17 protein-coding genes are annotated in these 20,574 nt (G+C 59.3%); 10 read left to right on the plus strand and 7 right to left on the minus strand.

The features are described from left to right. The first annotated feature begins 100 nt into the window (after positions 1–100). The 5 genes from dnaA to ACZ5RG_RS00025 all read left to right on the plus strand — a co-directional run bounded on the left by dnaA (position 101) and on the right by ACZ5RG_RS00025 (position 6,747). Positions 101–1,501 carry a chromosomal replication initiator protein DnaA gene (dnaA, locus tag ACZ5RG_RS00005; protein ID WP_312261677.1) on the plus strand — a complete coding sequence of 467 codons (1,401 nt, stop codon included), beginning with the start codon at positions 101–103 and terminating at the stop codon, positions 1,499–1,501. 188 nt (positions 1,502–1,689) lie between these two features. Then, complete coding sequence (gene dnaN / locus ACZ5RG_RS00010) at positions 1,690–2,799, plus strand: DNA polymerase III subunit beta (protein WP_019431075.1); 1,110 nt, start codon at positions 1,690–1,692, stop codon at positions 2,797–2,799. Between the two features lie 85 nt (positions 2,800–2,884). Further along, the gene (gene gyrB / locus ACZ5RG_RS00015; RefSeq protein WP_315237298.1) at positions 2,885–5,488 is read left to right on the plus strand and encodes a DNA topoisomerase (ATP-hydrolyzing) subunit B; all 2,604 of its coding nucleotides are present in this window, start codon (positions 2,885–2,887) and stop codon (positions 5,486–5,488) included. A gap of 216 nt (positions 5,489–5,704) precedes the next feature. Then, complete coding sequence (locus tag ACZ5RG_RS00020; RefSeq protein WP_312260999.1) at positions 5,705–6,166, plus strand: mobile mystery protein A; 462 nt, start codon at positions 5,705–5,707, stop codon at positions 6,164–6,166. After that, positions 6,157–6,747: a mobile mystery protein B gene (locus tag ACZ5RG_RS00025; protein WP_312261001.1), complete on the plus strand. Its 591-nt coding sequence runs from the start codon at positions 6,157–6,159 to the stop codon at positions 6,745–6,747. Before ACZ5RG_RS00020 ends, ACZ5RG_RS00025 begins: the two co-directional genes overlap by 10 nt. Before the next feature lie 23 nt (positions 6,748–6,770). On the opposite strand, the gene ACZ5RG_RS00030 is transcribed toward ACZ5RG_RS00025, so the two are convergent. The 5 genes from ACZ5RG_RS00030 to ACZ5RG_RS00050 all read right to left on the minus strand — a co-directional run bounded on the left by ACZ5RG_RS00030 (position 6,771) and on the right by ACZ5RG_RS00050 (position 14,060). Beyond that, positions 6,771–10,646 carry a DUF3427 domain-containing protein gene (locus ACZ5RG_RS00030; RefSeq protein WP_464447478.1) on the minus strand — a complete coding sequence of 1,292 codons (3,876 nt, stop codon included), beginning with the start codon at positions 10,644–10,646 and terminating at the stop codon, positions 6,771–6,773. 94 nt (positions 10,647–10,740) lie between these two features. Further along, entirely contained in the window at positions 10,741–11,517 is a 777-nt protein-coding gene (locus ACZ5RG_RS00035) for an HNH endonuclease (protein ID WP_464447479.1), read from the minus strand. A gap of 25 nt (positions 11,518–11,542) precedes the next feature. Then, positions 11,543–11,965 (minus strand): hypothetical protein, encoded by a 423-nt coding sequence (locus tag ACZ5RG_RS00040; protein WP_464447480.1) that lies wholly within the window; start codon positions 11,963–11,965, stop codon positions 11,543–11,545. Between the two features lie 250 nt (positions 11,966–12,215). Next, positions 12,216–13,271 carry an STAS-like domain-containing protein gene (locus ACZ5RG_RS00045; protein WP_464447481.1) on the minus strand — a complete coding sequence of 352 codons (1,056 nt, stop codon included), beginning with the start codon at positions 13,269–13,271 and terminating at the stop codon, positions 12,216–12,218. Between the two features lie 69 nt (positions 13,272–13,340). Further along, positions 13,341–14,060: a metallophosphoesterase family protein gene (locus tag ACZ5RG_RS00050; protein WP_464447482.1), complete on the minus strand. Its 720-nt coding sequence runs from the start codon at positions 14,058–14,060 to the stop codon at positions 13,341–13,343. 82 nt (positions 14,061–14,142) lie between these two features. Between ACZ5RG_RS00050 and ACZ5RG_RS00055 the strand changes: the two genes are divergently transcribed. Then, complete coding sequence (locus ACZ5RG_RS00055; RefSeq protein WP_464447483.1) at positions 14,143–14,754, plus strand: 3'-5' exonuclease; 612 nt, start codon at positions 14,143–14,145, stop codon at positions 14,752–14,754. Between the two features lie 76 nt (positions 14,755–14,830). Next, the gene (locus tag ACZ5RG_RS00060) at positions 14,831–16,054 is read left to right on the plus strand and encodes a Fic family protein (protein ID WP_464447484.1); all 1,224 of its coding nucleotides are present in this window, start codon (positions 14,831–14,833) and stop codon (positions 16,052–16,054) included. A gap of 28 nt (positions 16,055–16,082) precedes the next feature. Here ACZ5RG_RS00060 and ACZ5RG_RS00065 read toward each other — a convergent pair whose 3' ends face one another. Continuing rightward, a complete protein-coding gene (locus tag ACZ5RG_RS00065; protein WP_464447485.1) occupies positions 16,083–16,682 on the minus strand; it encodes a hypothetical protein in 600 nt (199 codons plus the stop codon). A gap of 238 nt (positions 16,683–16,920) precedes the next feature. Here ACZ5RG_RS00065 and phaP point away from each other — a divergent pair, with 238 nt between their 5' ends. The 3 genes from phaP (at position 16,921) to ACZ5RG_RS00080 (ending at position 19,583) form a co-directional block, all read left to right on the plus strand. Continuing rightward, positions 16,921–17,478, plus strand: coding sequence for a TIGR01841 family phasin (gene phaP / locus ACZ5RG_RS00070; RefSeq protein ID WP_312261019.1), 558 nt, complete (start codon positions 16,921–16,923; stop codon positions 17,476–17,478). Positions 17,479–17,563: 85 nt separating this feature from the next. After that, the gene (locus tag ACZ5RG_RS00075; RefSeq protein ID WP_298598898.1) at positions 17,564–18,352 is read left to right on the plus strand and encodes an enoyl-CoA hydratase/isomerase family protein; all 789 of its coding nucleotides are present in this window, start codon (positions 17,564–17,566) and stop codon (positions 18,350–18,352) included. Positions 18,353–18,407: 55 nt separating this feature from the next. Next, positions 18,408–19,583: a hypothetical protein gene (locus ACZ5RG_RS00080; RefSeq protein ID WP_464447486.1), complete on the plus strand. Its 1,176-nt coding sequence runs from the start codon at positions 18,408–18,410 to the stop codon at positions 19,581–19,583. A 43-nt stretch (positions 19,584–19,626) separates the two neighbouring features. Here the strand turns inward: ACZ5RG_RS00080 and ACZ5RG_RS00085 are convergent, their stop codons facing one another. Beyond that, positions 19,627–20,469, minus strand: a complete 843-nt coding sequence (locus ACZ5RG_RS00085) for an EamA family transporter (RefSeq protein ID WP_298598904.1) — start codon at positions 20,467–20,469, stop codon at positions 19,627–19,629. Positions 20,470–20,574: the final 105 nt, after the last annotated feature.

The raw sequence follows: 20,574 nt of genomic DNA on the forward strand, positions 1-20,574 counted from the left end.
GATCCCGCTTCGAATGCGAACTGGCATGTGGATAAGCTCTTGATAAGCCGGATTCCGCTACCGTTTTTTCTCTCAACTGTCCACAAAAAATAAATACAACATGTCCGAGGGACTCACCCCAGAATTTTCGATGGATGCCGGTCAGGCTTTGTGGCAGGCTTGCGTGGACGAGCTGTCCCGCGAGCTGCCCGAGCAGCAGTTCAACACCTGGATCAAACCCCTGACAGCACAGATCTCGGACGACCAGCAACGCCTCACTTTGTTTGTGGCCAACCGCTTCAAGCTCGACTGGATCCGTGCCCAATACGCAGGCCGTCTGGCCGCCATGCTGGAAAGCCTGCAAGGGCACCCAGTTCAAATCGAGTTAGTGCTTACTCCTCGTGATGGCGGCATAAGGTCTGTGCGTCAGTCCACGCCATCGTCCATGGAAAATGGCCCCGAGCCGATCGACTTGCCCGAAGAGCCCGCCACCAACACCTTCCGCAGTCGGCTCAACACCGCCCTGACTTTTGACACCCTTGTCGAGGGCACGGCCAACCGGATGGCGCGTGCGGCGGCCATGCATGTGTCGGGTTCGCCCGGGCACTTGTACAACCCGCTTTTCATCTACGGCGGCGTGGGTCTGGGCAAGACCCACTTGATGCACGCCATCGGCAACAAGTTGTTGGCGGACCGTCCTGAATCCAAGGTTCTCTACATCCACGCAGAACAGTTTGTGTCGGATGTGGTTAAAGCCTATCAGCGCAAGACTTTTGACGAGTTCAAGCACCACTATCACTCGCTCGATTTGCTGCTGATCGACGATGTTCAGTTTTTTGCCAACAAAGACCGCACCCAAGAAGAATTCTTCAACGCGTTCGAGGCCTTGCTGGCCAAAAAGTCCCACATCGTGATGACCAGCGACACCTACCCCAAGGGGCTGGCCGACATTCACGAGCGCTTGGTGTCGCGCTTTGATTCTGGTCTGACGGTGGCCATGGAGCCGCCCGAACTCGAGATGCGAGTGGCCATTCTGATCAACAAGGCCATCAGTGAGGGCAGCGAAATGCCCGAAGAAGTGGCATTTTTCGTGGCCAAAAACGTGCGTTCCAACGTGCGCGAGCTCGAAGGTGCTTTGCGCAAAATTCTGGCGTATTCGCGTTTCAACCAGAAAGAAATCTCCATCCAGCTGGCCCGAGATGCCTTGCGCGATCTGCTGTCCATTCAAAACCGCCAGATCAGCGTCGAAAATATCCAGAAAACGGTAGCCGACTATTACAAGATCAAGGTCGCCGACATGTACAGCAAAAAGCGGCCCGCCAGCATTGCCCGGCCGCGCCAGATCGCCATGTACTTGGCCAAGGAAATGACCCAAAAAAGCCTGCCCGAGATCGGCGAGCTGTTTGGCGGGCGTGACCACACCACCGTTCTGCACGCCGTGCGCAAAATCAACGCCGAGCGTCTGCAGCTGACCGAACTCAACCAGCAACTGCATGTGCTGGAACAGACCCTGAAGGGCTGATGAGCGCCCGTGTTTTTTCAGCAGGAGCTCGCCCCTGCAAAGTCCAAGCCCGATTCCCTGCAAAAGAATGCCCAATCACGGGTCTGCGGCCGGAAAAACAGCTAAAAAACGGCGAAAATGTACTCTGTTTGCATCCATCTGCCCATCGCGGGCTGACGCCTCAAAAGAACCACCAAAGGTAGACACCCATGATCGTCCTGAAGGCCACCCAAGACAAATTGTTGTCGGTCCTGCAATCCGTGTCCGGCATTGTCGAGCGCCGTCACACACTGCCCGTGTTGGCCAACGTGCTGATCCGCAAAACGGGCCACGCTGTGCAGCTGACCACCAGCGATCTGGAAATCCAGATTCGCACCACGGCCGAGATGGAAGGCGACCCGGGCGACTTCACCACCACCGTGGGGGCCCGCAAACTCATCGACATCCTGCGCACCATGCCTGCAGACCAGACCGTGAGCCTGGAGTCTTCGCAAGCCAAATTGATCCTGAAAGGCGGCAAATCCAAGTTCACCTTGCAGACCTTGCCCGCAGAAGACTTTCCGCTGGTGCAAGAAGCCGCCAGCTTTGGCCCCGTGTTCAGCGTGCCGCAAAAAACCCTCAAGCAATTGCTGGGGCAAGTTTCATTTGCCATGGCTGTGCACGACATCCGTTATTACCTCAACGGCATCTTGTTTGTGGCCGAAGGCAATCGCCTGAGCTTGGTCGCCACCGATGGCCACCGCCTGGCCTTCACAGCCGCCACGCTCGACGTGGAAGTGCCCACCAAACAAGAAGTCATCTTGCCGCGCAAGACCGTGCTCGAGTTGCAGCGTTTGCTGTCCGACACCGATGGTGCGATCGACATGCAGTTTGCCAACAACCAAGCCAAGTTCAGTTTTGACGGCATGGAGTTCGTGACCAAGCTGGTCGAGGGCAAGTTCCCCGACTACAACCGCGTGATCCCCAAAGGCCACAGCAACAACCTGACGCTGGGCCGTCAAGCCCTGTTGTCTTGCCTGCAGCGCACCGCCATACTGACCAGCGACAAATTCAAGGGCGTGCGCCTGAACCTTGATCCCGGCAGCCTGCGCGTGGCCTCGACCAACGCTGAACAAGAAGAAGCCGTGGACGAACTCGACATCGACTACGGTGGCGACAGCATCGAAATTGGCTTCAACGTCACCTACATCATCGACGTGCTCAGCAACATGGGCCAAGACATGGTCCGCATCGATCTGGCCGATGCCAACAGCTCGGCGCTGATCACGATCCCCGAAAACGACAACTTCAAATACGTGGTGATGCCGATGCGCATTTGAGGCCCGAGCCAGCAGGCGATAGACCTTATCGAAACCCGCGACCTCTCGCGGGTTTCGGCCATTCAAGCGACAGAGAAAAATTCACATGACCGACGAAATCAACCCCAGCGAAGAAGCGTTCACCACCGCTCAACCCAAGATCGACGCCCATCAGGCGGGTGCATCCGAAGGCTACGGCGAAGGCTCCATCCAGATTCTGGAAGGTCTGGAAGCGGTGCGCAAACGCCCCGGCATGTACATCGGCGACACGTCCGATGGCACCGGTTTGCACCACTTGGTGTTCGAGGTCGTGGACAACTCGATCGACGAAGCGCTGGCGGGTCATTGCGATGACATCGTCGTCACCATCCACTCGGACAACTCCATCAGCGTGACCGACAACGGCCGCGGCATCCCTACGGGCGTGAAGATGGACGACAAGCACGAGCCCAAGCGCAGTGCGTCAGAGATCGCACTGACCGAGCTGCACGCAGGCGGCAAGTTCAACCAGAACAGCTACAAGGTCTCGGGCGGTTTGCACGGCGTGGGTGTGTCGTGCGTGAACGCCTTGAGCAAATGGCTGCGCCTGACCGTGCGTCGCGAGGGCAAAGTCCACCAGATCGACTTTGCCAAAGGCTTTGTGCAAAACCGCTTGCTCGAAACCGTCAGCGGCGTTGAAGTCTCGCCCATGCGTGTGACCGGCGCCACCGACAAGCGCGGCACCGAAGTTCACTTCTTGCCCGACACCGAGATCTTCACGCAAAACACCGATTTCCATTACGAAATTCTGGCCAAGCGTTTGCGTGAACTGTCCTTCCTCAACAACGGCGTGCGCATTCGCCTGAAAGACGAGCGCAGCGGCAAAGAAGACGACTTTTCGGGTGCTGGTGGCGTCAAGGGATTTGTTGACTTCATCAATGCCAACAAAAAAGTGTTGCACCCCAACGCCTTCCATGCCAACGGCGAACGCCCGGCCGACAGCTACGGCGGCATTCCTGGCACCAGCATCGGTGTCGAAGTGGCCATGCAATGGAACGACGGCTACAACGAATCGGTGCTCTGCTTCACCAACAACATCCCGCAGCGTGACGGTGGCACCCACCTGACCGGCCTGCGTGCTGCGATGACCCGTGTCATCAGCAAGTACATCGAGAAAAACGAGATCGCCAAAAAGCAAAAAGTCGAAGTCAGCGGCGACGACATGCGCGAAGGCCTGTGCTGTGTTTTGAGCGTCAAAGTGCCCGAGCCCAAATTCTCTAGCCAGACCAAAGACAAGCTGGTGTCCAGCGAAGTGCGTGCCCCGGTGGAAGACATCGTGGCCAAGGCGCTGAATGACTATCTGGAAGAGCGCCCGAACGACGCCAAGATCATCTGCGGCAAAATTGTCGAAGCTGCCCGCGCCCGTGAAGCCGCCCGCAAAGCCCGCGAAATGACGCGCCGCAAAGGCGTGCTGGACGGCATGGGTTTGCCCGGCAAACTGGCCGACTGCCAAGAAAAAGACCCGGCCCTGTGCGAAATCTACATCGTCGAGGGCGACTCCGCCGGAGGCTCGGCCAAGCAAGGTCGCGACCGTAAATTCCAGGCCATCCTGCCCCTGCGCGGCAAGATCCTGAACGTCGAAAAAGCCCGTTACGAAAAATTGCTGACCAGCAACGAAATCATCACGCTCATCACCGCCTTGGGCACCGGCATTGGCAAGGCCAGCGCCGAATCCGGCAAGAGCGGCACCGACGACTTCAACGTCGACAAACTGCGCTACCACCGCATCATCATCATGACCGATGCCGACGTGGACGGCGCGCACATCCGCACCTTGTTGCTGACCTTCTTCTATCGCCAAATGCCCGACCTGGTCGAACGTGGCCACATCTACATTGCCCAGCCACCGCTTTACAAAGTCAAGGCCGGCAAAGAAGAGCTGTACCTCAAAGACGGCCCGGCGCTTGACGGCTTCTTGCTGCGCATCGCGCTCAAAGACGCCAGCATCACAACCGGTGGCGCTGCGCCGCAAGTGCTGACGGGTGAAACACTCGAAGCGCTGGCCCGTAAACACCAAGTGGCTGAACACGTCATTGCCCGCCTGTCCAACTTCATGGACGCCGAAGCCCTGCGTGCCATGGCCGACGGCGTATCGTTGAATCTGGACACGCTGGACCAAGCCGCAGCCTGCGCCCCCGCGCTGCAAGCCAAACTGCGTGAACTCAACACCACAGGCATTCCGGCCGAAGTGGCCGCCGAGTTCGACGTGCGCACCGACAAGCCCATTCTGCGCATCAGCCGCCGTCACCACGGCAACATCAAGAGCAGCATCATCACGCAAGACTTTGTGCACGGCGCCGACTATGGCGCACTGGCCGAAGCGGCCGAAACTTTCCGTGGCTTGTTGAGCGAAGGTGCCAAAGCCAGCCGCGGTGAAGGCGAGCGCCAGAAAGAAGAAAAAGTGGGCGACTTCCGCCAGGCCATGCATTGGCTCATCAGCGAAGCCGAACGCACCACCAGCCGCCAGCGTTACAAGGGCTTGGGCGAAATGAACCCCGCCCAACTGTGGGAAACCACCATGGACCCGACCGTGCGCCGCCTGCTGCGCGTGCAGATCGACGACGCCATCGAAGCCGACCGCGTGTTCACCATGCTCATGGGCGACGAGGTCGAACCACGCCGCCACTTCATCGAGAGCAATGCGCTGCGGGCGGGGAACATTGATATTTGATCGATCTTGTAGCCGTACCCATAAGCTGAGAAAAAGGGGCCCATAAGTTGAAAAACTTATGGGCCCTTTGCTTTGGTGCGCCCAACGTGGCCTTGTATGCTTGCTAAAAGTGCAGCAAAATGACTTTGACTGATTCTCTTTAAGGAAGCAATTAATTGAAACTTGCTTCTAATTAGGCTATCATTAAAATCAAATTAACCAGCCTATAGGCTAGCAATGTCTTCTGAACTGAACCAGCTTCGACTCGAACAAGTGCAGTCCACCCTTTCAGGCTACGCGGACTTGGTGAAGCGGCAGCCACCGTCTCGGGGATGGCTGAAGCTCATCCGAGAAGCCCTGGGTCGAACGGAACGCCAGCAGGCTGAGCGGCTGGGCGTCTCGGGGGCAACGCTGCACAAGTCCGAACAATCCGAAGCGGATGACCGAATCTCGCTCGGACAACTGCGCAAACTTGCTGATGGACTGGATTGCGAACTGGTCTACGCACTGGTTCCAAGACGCCCGCTCACGGACGTGGTTCAGGAACGCGCTCGCACCATCGCGATGGAAGAGGTTGCAAGCGTGGCCCACACCATGGGTCTTGAAGACCAGCGCCCCGGCGCAGAACGGCTTCGCAAACAGGTGGAACGCAGGACCGAAGAATTGCTTCGCGGCCGTTGGTCAGACCTATGGCGATAGACCTCGACGAACAGGACGGCCAGACACCCCTGGACCCCGACGAGAAAGCCGGGCTCATTCCGGAGTACCTGGCCACCAAGGGCGACCTGAACGACTGGGAGCAGGAAAACATCCTGCGCGCCGTGCGCTGGCTCAAGCGGGTCAAAGCACCGCAAGTGCTGAGCGAAGGGTTCTGCCGAGAGCTGCACGAGCAGATGTTCGGGAAGACGTGGGCGTGGGCGGGCACGTTTCGCAAATCGGACAAGAACATAGGCTGCGATTGGACGCAGGTCGCGGTGCGGCTCAAGAACCTGTTCGACAACACGCGTTGGTGGGTCGATAACGCCACGTTTCCCCCTGACGAAATCGCAGCACGCTTTCACCGCGATCTGGTCTGGATTCACCCCTTCCCCAATGGCAATGGACGACATTCACGCATGATGGCCGACGCATTGCTGAGAAGCCTTGGCCAAACTGCGTTCACATGGGGAAGCGGCGGCAGTCTGGTTGCCGCCAACGATGTTCGGGCACGGTACCTGGCAGCCCTGCGAGCTGCAGACCAAGGTGACTACCAGCTTCTGCTTGCGTTTGTCCGAAGTTGAGCCTGTGAGCCGTGCCTGCAAATCTAGCCCTGCAAATTACCCCGCGCCGCATCAAGCCCAAACACGATGCTCATGGGCCTGCTGCCCTGGTGCGACTGGTAGCGCACGCAGCCGTGATACGTGAAGGGAGCCGCCTTGCCAGCGGCCAGCTTGGCGTCGCGCACAAAGAGGTGGATGTCGATGCCTAAAGCGGCGTGACGGATGATTTCGTCGCCGCGTTTGCGGGTCGGGTCGGTGGCGTTCTGGCTTTGCCAGTGAAAGTGCGTGTCATCGATCCAGTGGTCCATGTACTTGTGCTCGTCAGCCCGGCCTTGTTTGTTGAGCGTGACTAGCAAGATGTGCGCCTTTTTCTGGGCCAGCACCACATGGCTGGCATGCCAATTACCGGGGTTGTAGGCCTCGCCAAACAGCGCCGGAATGTCTTCGCGCATGAAAGACTCACCGAGCGCCAGATCCAGTGGATCGATGATGTTGCGCAGGCGAGCGAGCGTGCGCATGTCGTCGGTGGCCGTCAGGTCTTCGTAGTCCGGGTTGTTGGCTTTCAGAATGTATTGGCCATCGCGGCCCTTGGTGACCACCCGTAGCAGGTACTGGTTGTCGCCGCTGTCGTCTTGCCGCTCGATGGCCACGACGTTGCCCGTGATCGAGCCTGCACGACTGGGCGTGATCAACTCCAGCAGCAAATAGTCACCGTCCAACACCGGGTTTTTGCCACCGTTCATCGAGTTGCCCGATGCGCGGGCAATGAAGTGGCGACTGGGGTCCAAAGTGCCATAGGCTAGGGGCAAGGCCCGGTGCTCTTCGGCGTCAGCCCGTCCGGTTTTGAAATGGCCGCACGCAATTTTGAGGTTGGGGAAATACGGCAACTCCACCGTCTCGCGCCGCTTGACGGGGAAGGGAATCACATTGCTGGCGGGCTCCACAGCAACCCTGCGCACCTCGTAAGCGGCCAGCCTGTAATCGACCAGTTCTTGCAGCATGTCTGCAAGTGTTGCCGCGTCAGAATCCGCAACGGCTTGTTTGAACCCAAAGCAGCCATCACGCACCTCGAACGGCACCGATGCCGGGTTTTTGAGGTTGCCGCCCGTCCAGGCTTTGATGGGGTTGTCCAGCCAATACCGCGCCCATGCGGCATCGGTGCCCGGGGTGGTCAGCATCTTCGCATCGAGGTCAGACAACAAAGGACGACGGCGGTCGAGTACCGCACGCGAATGGGCTGCCAATGCGCCCAGCGCAACAGGCTGTCGCAGGCCACCCAGTTCCAGCCACGCCTCTAGCGTGACAGCCTTGAAGCTTTTGGTCATGGCCGTGGTTTCGACTTCGCGCAAGACCATTTGGAATAGCTCGGCAACGGCGGCTTCGTCTGCAGACAAATCACCCATGCTTTGGACCAATGCAAACCAATGGCCTTCGCGCCGACGCATGTCCTGCATGCTGCTGCCCGAGTGGTAAAACTCAGTGAGGGTGGGCCTGCGGCCCAGCACAGCCCGAAGCGCCTCGTAATCTTTTTGCGTTCCAGCGCCATCGAGCGATTTCAGAAACTCGATGATCGACAGGTCGTAATTGACGTAACAACCGTTTGGCAACTCCAGTGCGTTCTTTTCTGCCTTGCGCCCAAATTCCGCCAAGGCTTTGTACGTGGCGCCCACACCAAACAAGGCTTGCGGTTTGCCCAAAAAGGCTTGGTGATTGCCAATGAAGTCCAGCACCACCAACTGCTGCTTGCCTTCGTGCCGCCGCAGGCCGCGCCCCAACTGCTGCAAAAACAAAATCTTGGATTCGGTGGGCCGGAGCATCAGCACCGTGTCAATGCTGGGCAAGTCCACGCCCTCATTGAACAAGTCCACCGAGAACAAAACTTGCAAACTGCCGTCTTCCAGTTTTTCGAGCGCCTGTGCACGCCCCAGCACAGAGCCCGAATACACCGCAGCGGCCGACACGCCAGCACGCGTGAAATGCTCGGCCATGAAATCGGCATGTCGGGTGGACACACAAAACGCCAGCGTGCGCTGCTGGGCCTTGGCACGCCACTGCGCTAGGGCATGACGCGCACGCGCCAAGGTGGCCAATTTGTTCGAAAGTTCTTCAGGATCAAAGCGTCCATTGCGCCAAGGCACTTCCTTGTAATCGACCGATTCGTCGTGAACGCCGTAGTAATGAAACGGGGCCAACAAGCCGCTGGTGATTCCCGCAAACAGGTTGCAGCCGAAGACCAGGTTGTCGTCACACAAAGTCAAGATGTCCGACTGGTCTGTGCGGTCGGGTGTGGCCGTTAAGCCCAACAAAAACGAGGGCGCAAAGTGCGCCAGCAAGCGTTTGTAAGTGGCCGCAGCGGCGTGGTGGAATTCGTCCACCACGATGTAATCAAAGTGCTGCGGTGCAAAGCGCTCCAGGTGCGCCGCCTTGCCCAGCGTTTGCACCGATGCACACAGCACGTCCACATCGCCATCGCGGCTGCGCCCGGTGTAATAACCCACACGCTTGCCGGGCAAGATGCGGATGAAGGTGGCCGCCGCTTGGCTCAAAATTTCTTCGCGATGCGCCACAAACAAAATGCGCCGTGCCCCCATGCGCACCGCATCAAAAGCGGCCAGCCATGTCTTGCCAAGACCCGTTGCCAAAACCACTAGGCCGCGCCGATAACCGTTTTCGCGGGTGTAGGCCAGTGCGGTCAGGGCTTCTTGCTGAATGTCGTTGGGCAGTGGTGGCGCTTCTTGTTCGTGGCTGCCGGGCGCCACCGAGCGCGTGGGCGGCAAGCGCCGCTGCTCATAGGCCTCGATCCAACTGTCGGACAAGGCCATGGTTTTGGGATGCGCAAAAAGTTCTTCAAACCGTTCGCGTGCTTCCAGATAACCGGTATCTTGCGGAAACACCACGCGGTAGTTCCACTCCAGCCCATCGCGCAGGGCTTTGCTGCTGATGTTGCTGGACCCAATGAAGGCGGTGCCAGACTCCAACTGCCCGGCTTCGAAGCGGGCGAACACATAGGCTTTGAGGTGGAAGCTGTCTTGATTTTGCGTGGCGTACACGCGCACCTCGGCACCGCTTTCTTGCAGCAAGAGCAGCAAGCGCAAAGCCTCTGGGTCGGTGATGTCCAAATAGTCGCTGGTCAACACCCGAACGCGATGGGTGTCACCTGCTTGGGCCATGCCTTGCAAATCGGGCAGTAGCAAACGCAGCCCCGAGGTCTTGACAAAGGACACCGCCAAATCAGCCTGATTGGACCGCGCAAAAGCGGCTGACAGGTGCGGCAAAAAATGGTCGTCGCCGCCCGTGACCAGTCGCTTGTCTGGCCCAGTCGAACGGTGGGCCAAAGCATTGGTCCAGCTTTCAGTTCGGTCGGGCCGCTGGTCTTGGGTTTGCCAAAACTCCATGCGCAGCAGCTCGGGCATGGCCCCCAACCAAGCACGCACGGCGTCTTCGTCGGCATCTGTAAACCGTCGACCGTCGTGTTCACGCTCGCCGCTGCCAAGCTTGTAGCTCACATAAATGCGGCCACCAGCTTTCAGCGCTGCCCACAGTTTTGACAACACCCCCGGCATGTTCCAAAGCGGCACATGCAGCAAACTGGCGCAGCACCAGATCGCATCGTATTGGGCGACCTCATCCACATCTTCAAAGCGCCGAACATCCACCGCAAAGCCACAGTGCTCACTGGCCCGCTTGGCCAGTTCAACAGACGCATCAAAAGCACTGACGATGAAGCCACGGTCAGCAAATGCACGCGCATCACGCCCCGAACCGCAACCCGCATCCAAGATGCTTGCGCCTGGGGCAAGACCGTCAAGAAAACGCTTGTAAATTGGACCCATGTCCACCCGCAAAGTGGAGCTGAAAAATTGCTCGGCGCGGTCGTTGTAATAGTCAACGATGGACGTTGGCTCGTTCTTTTCGGTCATGGGGTGTGCAAGCAGACAGGCGAAATAAGTATTGAAACTGATTGTCGTTTCTTTTTTGAGTAAAAGTCTTCAAATTACTCGGTTTCACGCTTCCTCACAAAAACCCAAACCTCCGCGCATGCGCTTCCAAAAACGCAGGCGCAGGCCGAAAGCGTTCGGGCAGGCGGATGGCTTGGCCTTGGCATTGCGCCAAGCTGCTTTGTGCAAACGGATCCAACTCGGCGTGACGCAGTGCTTCGCCCACGCCGATGGTGAAGTCCGGTAACACCGTGATCAGCCCTTGGTCATAGGCCCGGTCGTGCAGGGCTGATAGGCACAGGCCGTTGCTGGGGTTCAGGCGGTTTTGGGTGTCCATGCTCCACGGCACGATGTGGCTGGCCACCAGCAGCTTGGGCACGCGCAGGCCGCTCATGCAGCAGGTGGCGTTGTAGCTGGCCAAGATGGCGCGGCGAAACCGGGCTTGGTTGACGCGTACCTGCACGATGGCCGTGGTGGTTTTGCCTTCTGCAATCTCGGGCACTTCGTCCAGCACGTCCACAAACGGTGGCAGGCCGTTTTGTTCTGCATAGTGGCCAAAGGACATGGCCGCTTCGGCGACCACAGTGTCATTCGTCGCCAAAAATTCATCCCAAATTTTCTCGTCAAGCTTAGACGCATGGCCCATGCCACGCCGACCACTGGCCACAATTTGAGGGTCGAGGCTGGCCAAGTTTCCCAGCTTCATGGCTATTGCGTCGGCGGTGCGCCCGATCCACTGCGACAACTGCACGATGCGCGGTTGGTTGCGGTGCAGCTGCCCAAATGGCAGCTGCAGGTAAATGTGAAACGCCGCCAATGTTTCGTTGCGCGTCCAGTCGGTGGATCGTGGCATGTGTTGTTCTCCCTGATCGCGGATGTTAGCTGTCCTCGTCCCACGGGACCGGTTTTGCTTGCCTGCGCAAATCATTGGGCCTGTTGTTTTGGCGAAAGGTGTCGGGTGGCCTGAAGCACTCTTCGGGCGAGACCCAATACACCGTCCAGTCGCCGTACAGCTTGCCGTCAAAGCACAGCAGGTCGCCATTGATGGCCAAGTCCATGAGCGTGTCGTGGGTGCCTGTGAGCAGTTGGGCATCTGTGGGGCAGACAAATTCCATATTCACCGAACAGGCATAGGTGGTGTGAAAGTACCTGAGCGGCCCAATGGTCGGGCTATCAAAGCCCCAGTCGTTCATGGCTTCATTGGGCGTGTCGCGGCCATGAAACAAGCCCAGATACAAGCCGGGCTTGCTGGGGCGAACGCCATAAATGGGTGTGGTGCTTGGGTCGGGTGCGGTGTGCATGCTGCCTCCAGTGGAAGAAGGCGTTCAGCATAAAAATTGGCGACGCGTTTGTGCACCAGGGCTTTGCCTGGGTTGACGTGCCAGCATGCGTCCAAATACCTGCCCATGCTTCCTCCCAGACGCGACCTGCGCAAAGGCGTGATCGACTCTGTTGTCCTGATGATTTCCACGCGGCAGGTGGGGCAACAAGATCTGGCTTCGGTGCGGGATGGCGTCAATCGATTGAGCCACGGGCACGAGGCCTGTGGAATCAGGCCCCTCCAAACAAGCTCACGAGCTTGGCCACCTCGGGTGTCATGCCCATGGTCTTGAGCCGAACATGGGGGTGTGCGGTGGCAAAGACGCGAAAAACTTCATCCACAAAGGCTTGGCCGACGTGGGCCACGCCTTCAAAGTCAAGCACCACGGTCTTGAACTGTGTGGCGCGGTTCATGACCCATTTGGCTTGCGAGCGCGAGACCAGCTCGCTGCTCAGTTGGGCCAGACGCACCGGGATTTCTGTGGTGTGAAAGGCTTCACCGGGTTCTGCCTCGCCCACGTTGCTGGCTTCAAAGTATTTGAAATACACATCGTTGCAGGTGCGGGTGCTGTCCACCGCCAGCGACATGCGCACCACGGTTTGCACCTGTGACGGCTTCAGAGCGGCGTTCACGTCGATCCAGTCAAAACGGGCCAAGGGGGTGCTGGCCTCGTTGGGGTCAAAACGCAGGCCACACGATTCGATGACGAAGCCGTCCATCATGCGGGACGACACAAAAATGCCCATGCCCGAATGGCCTTGGGCAGCCGTGGTGAACTTGCCTTTGGCCAACTCCAAAATGGCCAAGCGCTCATCAAAAAGGTGTGCCGATCCGGCGATTTTGTAAAAGATCCCTTCGCCGTCATCGGCCACCAACATTTCCAACTGTCCGTCTTGCATGTGCATGCCCATGAGCACCTGCAAACCGTTGGAGTGGTCCAGCGCGTTGTTGAGCATTTCGGTGAATGCGGTGTTCACCAGGCTTTTGACGTTGGGCTTGAGGTCGGTCAGCAGGGGCGCAAGGCGCTGCTCCCAAACGGCCATTTCGCCGCCGCGCTGCAAAATGCTTTCGCGCTGCTGCAGGCCCAGCCAAAAGCGCTTGTTGCCCAGGCTGTAGGTTTGCCGCGTGCCTGTGCCGTGCCGCTGCAAATAGCCACTGTCGGCCAGCTTCTTGATGCGACGCGACACGGCCACCCGCGTCAGGCCGGTTTGCTCGGTCGCCACACTGGCCATGGCCCCGCCTTGGGCGGCACAAGCGAGGATGATTGCATCGTTAGGGTCGAGCATTTGTATCGCTGAATGCAAATTTTGATCTTTGCATTGTATATATTTAACCAATTTATTGTACTGTTGATGTCAGTTGACGGTCAATTCACCCCCCACCGCCATCATCCCCCGCAGCCCCACCCCATAACTCTGAAAGCCTTGCGCTGCCCAGTGGGCGCTGCTGTCAATGCAGTCGTGCTGGTGGCCGTGCACCGTCATGCGCACGCCCATGCGGCGGGCCAGTGTGTCCAGCTCTTTGAATCCGTGTTCGTGGTAGCCCGGCGCTTCGTGGGTGATGAGGATGTCGGCTTGTTGGCTGGCCAGTTGTTCGACTTCGTCGGGGTAGATGCTGGACCAGTGTTTCAGCTGCACGCCGTTTTGCCAGCGGTCTTGGTGTGGGGTGATGCGGGCGTGCGCTTGGCGGTTGTGAAACCTGGGCGCTTGTGCGTCTTTGGGGTACCACACCGCACCGCGAAACACACCGCCCAGCCCGGCCACCCGCGTGCCGCATGGCAGCGTGACCACGCGGCCATGCAGGCTCCGTTCGGCCAGCTCAGGGTGCCAGACGTTGGCAAAGTGGCTTGCATGGTCGGTGTCGTGGTTGCCGTGGATGAACCAGACGCGCTCCCAAATGGCTTCCAGTTCGATGTGCAGCGGCCGTGCTGGCTCTAGGTCGCCCAGCAAGATGACGGCGCGGGCTTGGGTTTGCAAGGCGGCATCGATGATGTGCTGCCATTGGCCGTGCGGGTCGCCGCAGAAAAGGATGGGGCCAGGGTGCATGGGGGCGCGTGAAAGAAGTTTCTTTCGCATTGTGCAGGCCTTTGCGGCGCTGCTGGCAAGGCCTTCGGATAAGCTTGAACCGTTCCCTTGAATGCTTGCCGCTGCGCCACCCATGACCCCCATCGCCATCATCGACTTCGAAACCACGGGCATCTCGCCCAATATGGGTGACCGCGCCACCGAGGTGGCCATCGTCATGCTCGAAGGCGGGCAGGTGGTGGACCGCTATCAGAGCCTGATGAACGCCGGGGTGCGGGTCAACAGTTTCATTACCCAGCTCACGGGCATCACCAACGAGATGGTGCAGGCCGCGCCCCCGGCCGAGCAGGTGATGCGCGAGGCGGCCCGCTTTGTGGGCGGGCGGCCCATGGTGGCGCACAACGCGGCGTTTGACAAAAAGTTTTGGCAGGCCGAGCTGGCCCGTTGCGGTCAAGACGGTTCACACGCCTTTGCCTGCACTTTGCTGCTGTCGCGCCGCCTGTACCCGCAAGCGCTCAACCACAAGCTGGGCACGCTGGCGGCGCTGCACCATTTGCCCGCGTCGGGTCGTGCCCACCGGGCACTGGCCGATGCCGAAATGGCCGCCCATTTGCTGGCGCAGATGCAGCATGACCTGAAAACCCGCTATGGCTGCACCCAAACAGACCACGCTTTGCTGATGGGCCTTCAGCGCACCAGTCGCCACATGGTCGGCAGTTATTTGAAGCAGCGGGCGGGGGCTTAATGAAAGCCGCATTCAAAGTCGCAAAAATTATTTCATGCTTTGTTAAATATTCATATATGACATAGACTTACGTGTTATGTCAAAGTCGCAAAAATTCCAGCTTTATGACCATCCCGCACAGATGGAGCCCTTGTTGCCTGCTGAGCACCGAATGGGCCCATTGCTGGAGCGTGCGCATGACCTGATCCGCAAGGCAGACCGTTTGTCGGGCTGGTGCCCGCGTGGGGCACTGCCGGGGCTGCGCTCATCGTTGCGGGCCATGAACTCGTACTACTCCAACAAGATCGAGGGGCAGCACACCTTGCCGCTGGAGATCGAACAAGCCCTGCGCAACGACTACGCGCAGGATGCTGACAAGGCCCGTCGCCAACGCATGGCGTTGGCCCACATGGCCACCGAGGCACAACTGGAGGCGCAGTGGCCCGTATGGAACACCGCCCAAGTCTGGTCGGTGCAGGCTGTGTGCAATATCCATCAGGATTTGTTTGCCCGTTTGCCCGAAGCCGATCGCCAGATCGATTCGTCTGCTGGCTTTCAAACCTTGCAGCCGGGTGTCCTTCGTGAGTGCGAGGTGAGTGTGGGGCGTCATGTCGCACCCGCTGCGGCGGCTTTGCCTGCTTTTTTGGCGCGGTGGTCTTCTGGGTATTCGGGGCTGCGCCGCGGCGAGCTTCAGTTGGTGGCCATGGCCGCGGCGCACCAGCGGCTGGCCTGGATTCATCCTTTTGCAGATGGCAATGGACGTGTGGTGCGGCTGCACAGCCATCTGGTTTTGGGGCAGATGGGGCTGACCCACGGTTTGTGGTCGCCGTTGCGGGGCTTTGCGCGTACGCATGAGGCGTATGACGCCAACTTGGCCGCAGCCGATGAACCCCGTGCCGGCGATCTGGATGGCCGGGGCAACCTGAGCGAGTCAGGCTTGATTCGCTGGATTGATTACGTGTTGGGGGTGTGCACTGATCAAGTCGACTTCATGGCCGGTTTGCTTTCACTCGATGGCATGAAGGACCGCATGGCGGCATGCCTGGCCTACGAAGAAAACGTGGTCAAGCAAGGCGTGCGCTCCGAAGCTTTGAGGGCGCTGCATTACTCGTTTGCTTCGCAAGCTGAGCTGGACAGGGCCGACTTCAAGGCCATGTTGGGATTGGGCGATCGCTTGGCCACGGCGCAGGTGTCAGCCCTGCTGAAAAGGGGCTTGCTGGAAAGTGACTCGCCCCATGGCAAGCTGCGTTTAGGTGTGCCCCAACACGCGCTGCGCTTTTATTTTCCGAGTTTGTGGCCAGAGGCCGAGGCGCAAGCTTGATGCCCATGCCGTCGCATGGCGGCGTGCGTCAGGCCTGAACCACATCCAGATACGCTTCGCGCGTTTCGGGGCTGACCGCATCCAGCGCTTGCTCATGGCGGGTTTGGTGTTGCGTCAACATGCGGGCCGAGGCGATGGTTTTGGATTTGCAAAACCAGTGGCAGCTGTGCTGCATCAGGAACATCTCGCCCATCATGCGGAAGGCGCGCGCTTTGGGGGCCAGGCCTTGACGGTTGGTCACGGTGCGCTCAATGCCTTGGGCGTGCACCGTCAGCATGCGGCGCATGTCAAAGCAGGCCTTAGGCGAGAGTTGGTCAAGGAAGGGCAGCGCCAGCTTGAGGCCCCGTGTCACAGGCGCCGGTAGCTTGGCAAATTCGAGGGCCAAATTCTGGAACTCGGTGGCCAGTTGCTGCTCGGCGGCTTCTTGCAGTTGCAAAATCTGCAACTGACGCTCGGGCTCCGCTTCGCCCAGTGCCCGCATGTAAGCACCCGTGAGTTGCTCCATGTGCTTTTCAATTTGGTACGGGCGCAATTGCTCGGCCAGCAGGGCGGTGCGTTTGCGCTGGCCTTGGGTGTTGAGCCAGTGGATGGCCGTGGCCAATAAGAACAGCAGACTGAGAAATTCCATACATGCAAAGTGTCTTGGCCGGGATGGCCGTTGTGCCAAGTGTAGTGAGGTCGGGTGCCGCGTCGCCAAGCGGGGCTTGAAACACCTGCTGCCCGCTTTGTCTGGGCGCTGTTGCACACACATGGCCATTTGGGGGCCAATTGGAGAGGGGACTCTAAAGAGAGGGTTTTCCCTTGTGTTGGTCACGGTGAACTGTTCAAATTGCTGCATTGCAACAAACCTTTCCAAGGAACACACCATGAACTTCAATGCCGAACAATTCGCCGCCGCCCAGCAAGCCAACCTGACTTCTGCTGCCGACCTGTCGCAAACCGCTTTCGCTGGTTTCGAGCGTCTGGTTGAGCTGAACATGGCCGCTGGCAAAGCCGCTGTGGGCGAAACACTGTCCAACATGCAAGCTTTGATGGGTGCCAAAACACCTCAAGACATGATGGCCGTGCAAGCCGCTTTGGTGCAGCCTGCTTTCGAAAAGTCGGTGTCTTATGGCCGTCACCTGTCTGACATCGCCAACAGCACAGGTGCCGAGTTCACCAAAGCTGTCGAAAGCAAAATGGCCGAATCCGAAAAAGCGGTCAAAAGCTTGGTCGAGACCAGCCTGAAAAACGCCCCAGCCGGTTCTGACGCTGCTGTTGCCGTCTTCAAGACTGCTTTCGAAGCCAGCCAGACTGCTGCTGAGAGCCTGAAAAAAGTGGCAAAGCAAGCCGCTGACACAGCCGAGACCAACCTCAAGGCCGCCACAGCCCAAGCCGAAGCTTCGGTCAAAGCCGCCATGTCCAAGGCCAAAGTCAAAGCCTGAGCTTCTGCTCAATAAGTGGGCGCTCGCCGCTCGCTTTCTACAATCAGGGTGTCTTCGGGCACCCTTTTTGTTTTGGAATTCACCCATGTCATCTGCCTTGGCCCAAGCCTCTGCCCCTGTTTTGCACATCGAAGGCGGCGTGGCCACCATCACCTTGAACCGTCCAGCCCAGCGCAATCGTCTGGAAAACGGTGACCTCAAGGCTTTGTTGGCGCATTTTGAAAGCGTCAACCACCAGCCTGATGTGCGTGTGCTGGTGCTGACCGCCAACACGGCGGGTCAGCCCAAGCCGGTGTTTTGCGCGGGTTATGACATTGGCGGTTTTGACGAGCCCGGTCATGGGTCGTCGTTCTTTGAAGAAATTCCCGATGCGTTGGCTGCGCTGCGCCCCGTCACCATTTGCGCCCTGAACGGCAGTGTGTATGGCGGTGCCACCGATGTGGTGCTGGCGTGTGATCTGCGCATCGGTCTGCAGGGCATCGAGTGGCGCATGCCCGCCACGGCGCTGGGCCTGCATTACTACCCCAGCGGTTTGCAGCGTTATGTGAGTCGGTTTGGGCTGGCGGGGGCCAGACGCGCGTTTTTGACGGCGCGGCCTTTCACTGCCAGCCAGCTGGATGCCATGGGCCTGTTTGAAGCTCTGGCGACGCCAGAAGAATGGCGCACCACTTTGCTGGCGCTGGTGCAGGACATTTTGGCCCTGGCCCCGCTGGCCGTTCAGGAAACCAAAAAGTCGCTGCGCGAGATCGAAACCGGCCAGGCCGACACCGCCCGTTTGCGCGAGCGCGAGCACATGACCAGCCGCAGCGCCGACTTTGCCGAGGGGCGTGCTGCGTTTGCCGAGCGTCGCAAGCCGGTTTTTGTGGGGCGGTGATGGGGCCGTCATGGGGCGCTCAAGAACAGGCGGCTCGAGCCGATTCTTATCTGTCATGCAATCAAATTCAATCTGTGAACGCGCCCTGAAGCTCGGGGGCTTTGTGGCCGCCCTTTTGGGGGGGCTGGCCTTGGCTGTGCCGGTCAAGGCTGGGCAATACCAGTTGTTGGCAGAGCAAGCCAACACCGTGGTCGTAGCTGCGCGTGTGCAAAACGCCGAGCAAGTGTGCAATCTGGAAATTTCGATCCAGGGTCAAGCCAGTTTGGAGCGCGAAGTGCGTGCCCCTTACTTCGAGGCCCGCATCGACATCACGCCGCAAGACGCCGAATCGGTCGTTGTCACTTGGCGCGGCAAATCCAAGCGGGTCAACGACGAGGTGGTCAACGCCTGCCCCACGCTGGGCCGCACCCAGTTTCAAGTCGTGAATGACAACGTGGCTTTGCGTGCCGCGTGGCTCAGTGGTTTAGCCGCCATGGGGCAGGCCAAAGCCGAATGCGTGCGAACGGCTTTGCAGTTGGACCGTGTGCGCATCGAGTGGTTCGACATGAACAGCCAAGAGTCGAGCCCCGAGGATTGGAAAATCCAGCGTGCGATGGGCCAATGCGATGCCTTTTTGGCACAGAAAAAAGCATGGGGCGAGCAAAACCCCAAGAGCTTTGCTTGTGTGCAATCCGGTGTGAAGACCCGGTGCGAGGGTTTTTACAGCGTGACCGAAAACGGCAAAACCCGGCCCATCAGTGCTGAGGCGGCCATTCGCAGGCAGCTGGACAAGCAGCCTTGGGGCACGGGCGTGAGAGAAACTGCGGGTGCCAAAGTGGCCCGTCAAAAGCAAGAGCAAGCCCTGAAAGACCAGCAGTTGGCCGAAGAACAAGCCAAAGTGAAGGCGGCCATCGAAGCGCGAGAGCGTGAAGAGCAAATGGCGATAGAGGCCATTGCGGCTCAAGCCCGTGAACGCAAAGCCAAGGCCGAGGCTGACCACGCCCGGCGTTTGCAAGAACTGGAACGGCGCGAGCAAGAGCGCCTGGAAAAACGCAGCTGGATGCTCAAGCAGCTGGAAAAGCTCAAGAGTGACCCAAAGGCCGACGCCAAATCAGACGCCAAGCCTGACGGGAAGGGGGACGCCAAGGGGGATGTCAAATCAGACGCCAAGCCCGAAGCCAAGCCTGAACAGGTCAAGCCGAAGGATGCGGCTGCCAGCGACGTGAAGCCCGAAGAGCCCAAGCCCAAATAAGGTGCGCCGCGTGCAGGAGCGAGCCCCCGCTTGCGAATGCCTGTTAATTGGATGTTGAGGCCGAGCGCCCTGCTGACCATGCCGTGCCCATCGAGGCGGCCATCACCATCGCGATGGCCAAACCCTGGAACAGCGTCAAGCGCTCGGACAGCACCAGCCAACCGGCCAGTGCGCCCACGGCGGGCTCTAGGCTGAGCAAGATGCTGAAGGTGTTTTTGGGCAGGTGGTTCAGCGCAAACATTTCCAGCGCATAAGGAATGGCGCTCGACAGCAGCGCCACGGCCAGGCCTGCCATCAGCCACTGCGGATCGAACAAGGCGCTGCCTGCGTGGAGCACCCCAATGGGGGCCACCACCAGCGCGGCGGCCAACATGCCCAGCGGCGTGGCCATGCCGCCGTAGCGCATGGCTACACGCTGGCCAAAGACGATGTAAAGCGCCCAACAAATGCCTGCTGCCAACGCCAGCCCCATGCCCTGCGGGTCAAGTGCTGTGGCCGCTTGGGCGCCGGGCAAAGGCAGCAACAGTCCCAAACCCAGCGCCGCCAGCGCCACCCACAGCCAGTCGCTGGCCTTTTGCGAGGTCCAGACGGCAACGGCCAGGGGGCCGGTGAACTCGATGGCAATCGCCACCCCAAACGGAATGGTCTTGATGGCGCTGTAAAACAGCAAGTTCATGACACCCAAAGTGACGCCATACAGGCCCAGCGGCAGGGCGTCGGCCCAGACCCAGCGGCGACGCCAGGGTCGGAACACGGCCATCAGCATCAGCATGGCAAACACGAGGCGATAAGCCGTGGTGCCCTCGGCCCCTAAGGCGGGAAACAGGCTTTTGGCAAACGAGGTGCCAACCGACAAAGACACCAAGCTGCCCATCAAGGCCAGCATGGCCCACAAACGCGAATTCAAGGGGGTGTTTCTTTCCGTGGGGCGCGGTTTGCGAGGGCATTCCGTCGTGTCAAAAGGCTTTTGGGCGGCATCATAGCGCCGCAT

The sequence above is a fragment of the Limnohabitans sp. TEGF005 genome, from assembly GCF_055394835.1.

Coding starts and splice junctions, on each gene's coding strand:
- ACZ5RG_RS00055 (WP_464447483.1), top strand. CDS start 14,143: ATGACCCCCATCGCCATCATCGACTTCGAAACCACGGGCATCTCGCCC.
- ACZ5RG_RS00060 (WP_464447484.1), top strand. CDS start 14,831: ATGTCAAAGTCGCAAAAATTCCAGCTTTATGACCATCCCGCACAGATG.
- ACZ5RG_RS00025 (WP_312261001.1), top strand. CDS start 6,157: ATGGCGATAGACCTCGACGAACAGGACGGCCAGACACCCCTGGACCCC.
- ACZ5RG_RS00080 (WP_464447486.1), top strand. CDS start 18,408: ATGCAATCAAATTCAATCTGTGAACGCGCCCTGAAGCTCGGGGGCTTT.
- gyrB (WP_315237298.1), top strand. CDS start 2,885: ATGACCGACGAAATCAACCCCAGCGAAGAAGCGTTCACCACCGCTCAA.
- ACZ5RG_RS00030 (WP_464447478.1), bottom strand. CDS start 10,646: ATGACCGAAAAGAACGAGCCAACGTCCATCGTTGACTATTACAACGAC.
- ACZ5RG_RS00075 (WP_298598898.1), top strand. CDS start 17,564: ATGTCATCTGCCTTGGCCCAAGCCTCTGCCCCTGTTTTGCACATCGAA.
- ACZ5RG_RS00040 (WP_464447480.1), bottom strand. CDS start 11,965: ATGCACACCGCACCCGACCCAAGCACCACACCCATTTATGGCGTTCGC.
- dnaA (WP_312261677.1), top strand. CDS start 101: ATGTCCGAGGGACTCACCCCAGAATTTTCGATGGATGCCGGTCAGGCT.
- ACZ5RG_RS00065 (WP_464447485.1), bottom strand. CDS start 16,682: ATGGAATTTCTCAGTCTGCTGTTCTTATTGGCCACGGCCATCCACTGG.
- ACZ5RG_RS00020 (WP_312260999.1), top strand. CDS start 5,705: ATGTCTTCTGAACTGAACCAGCTTCGACTCGAACAAGTGCAGTCCACC.
- ACZ5RG_RS00045 (WP_464447481.1), bottom strand. CDS start 13,271: ATGCTCGACCCTAACGATGCAATCATCCTCGCTTGTGCCGCCCAAGGC.
- dnaN (WP_019431075.1), top strand. CDS start 1,690: ATGATCGTCCTGAAGGCCACCCAAGACAAATTGTTGTCGGTCCTGCAA.
- ACZ5RG_RS00085 (WP_298598904.1), bottom strand. CDS start 20,469: ATGCTGGCCTTGATGGGCAGCTTGGTGTCTTTGTCGGTTGGCACCTCG.
- phaP (WP_312261019.1), top strand. CDS start 16,921: ATGAACTTCAATGCCGAACAATTCGCCGCCGCCCAGCAAGCCAACCTG.
- ACZ5RG_RS00050 (WP_464447482.1), bottom strand. CDS start 14,060: ATGCGAAAGAAACTTCTTTCACGCGCCCCCATGCACCCTGGCCCCATC.
- ACZ5RG_RS00035 (WP_464447479.1), bottom strand. CDS start 11,517: ATGCCACGATCCACCGACTGGACGCGCAACGAAACATTGGCGGCGTTT.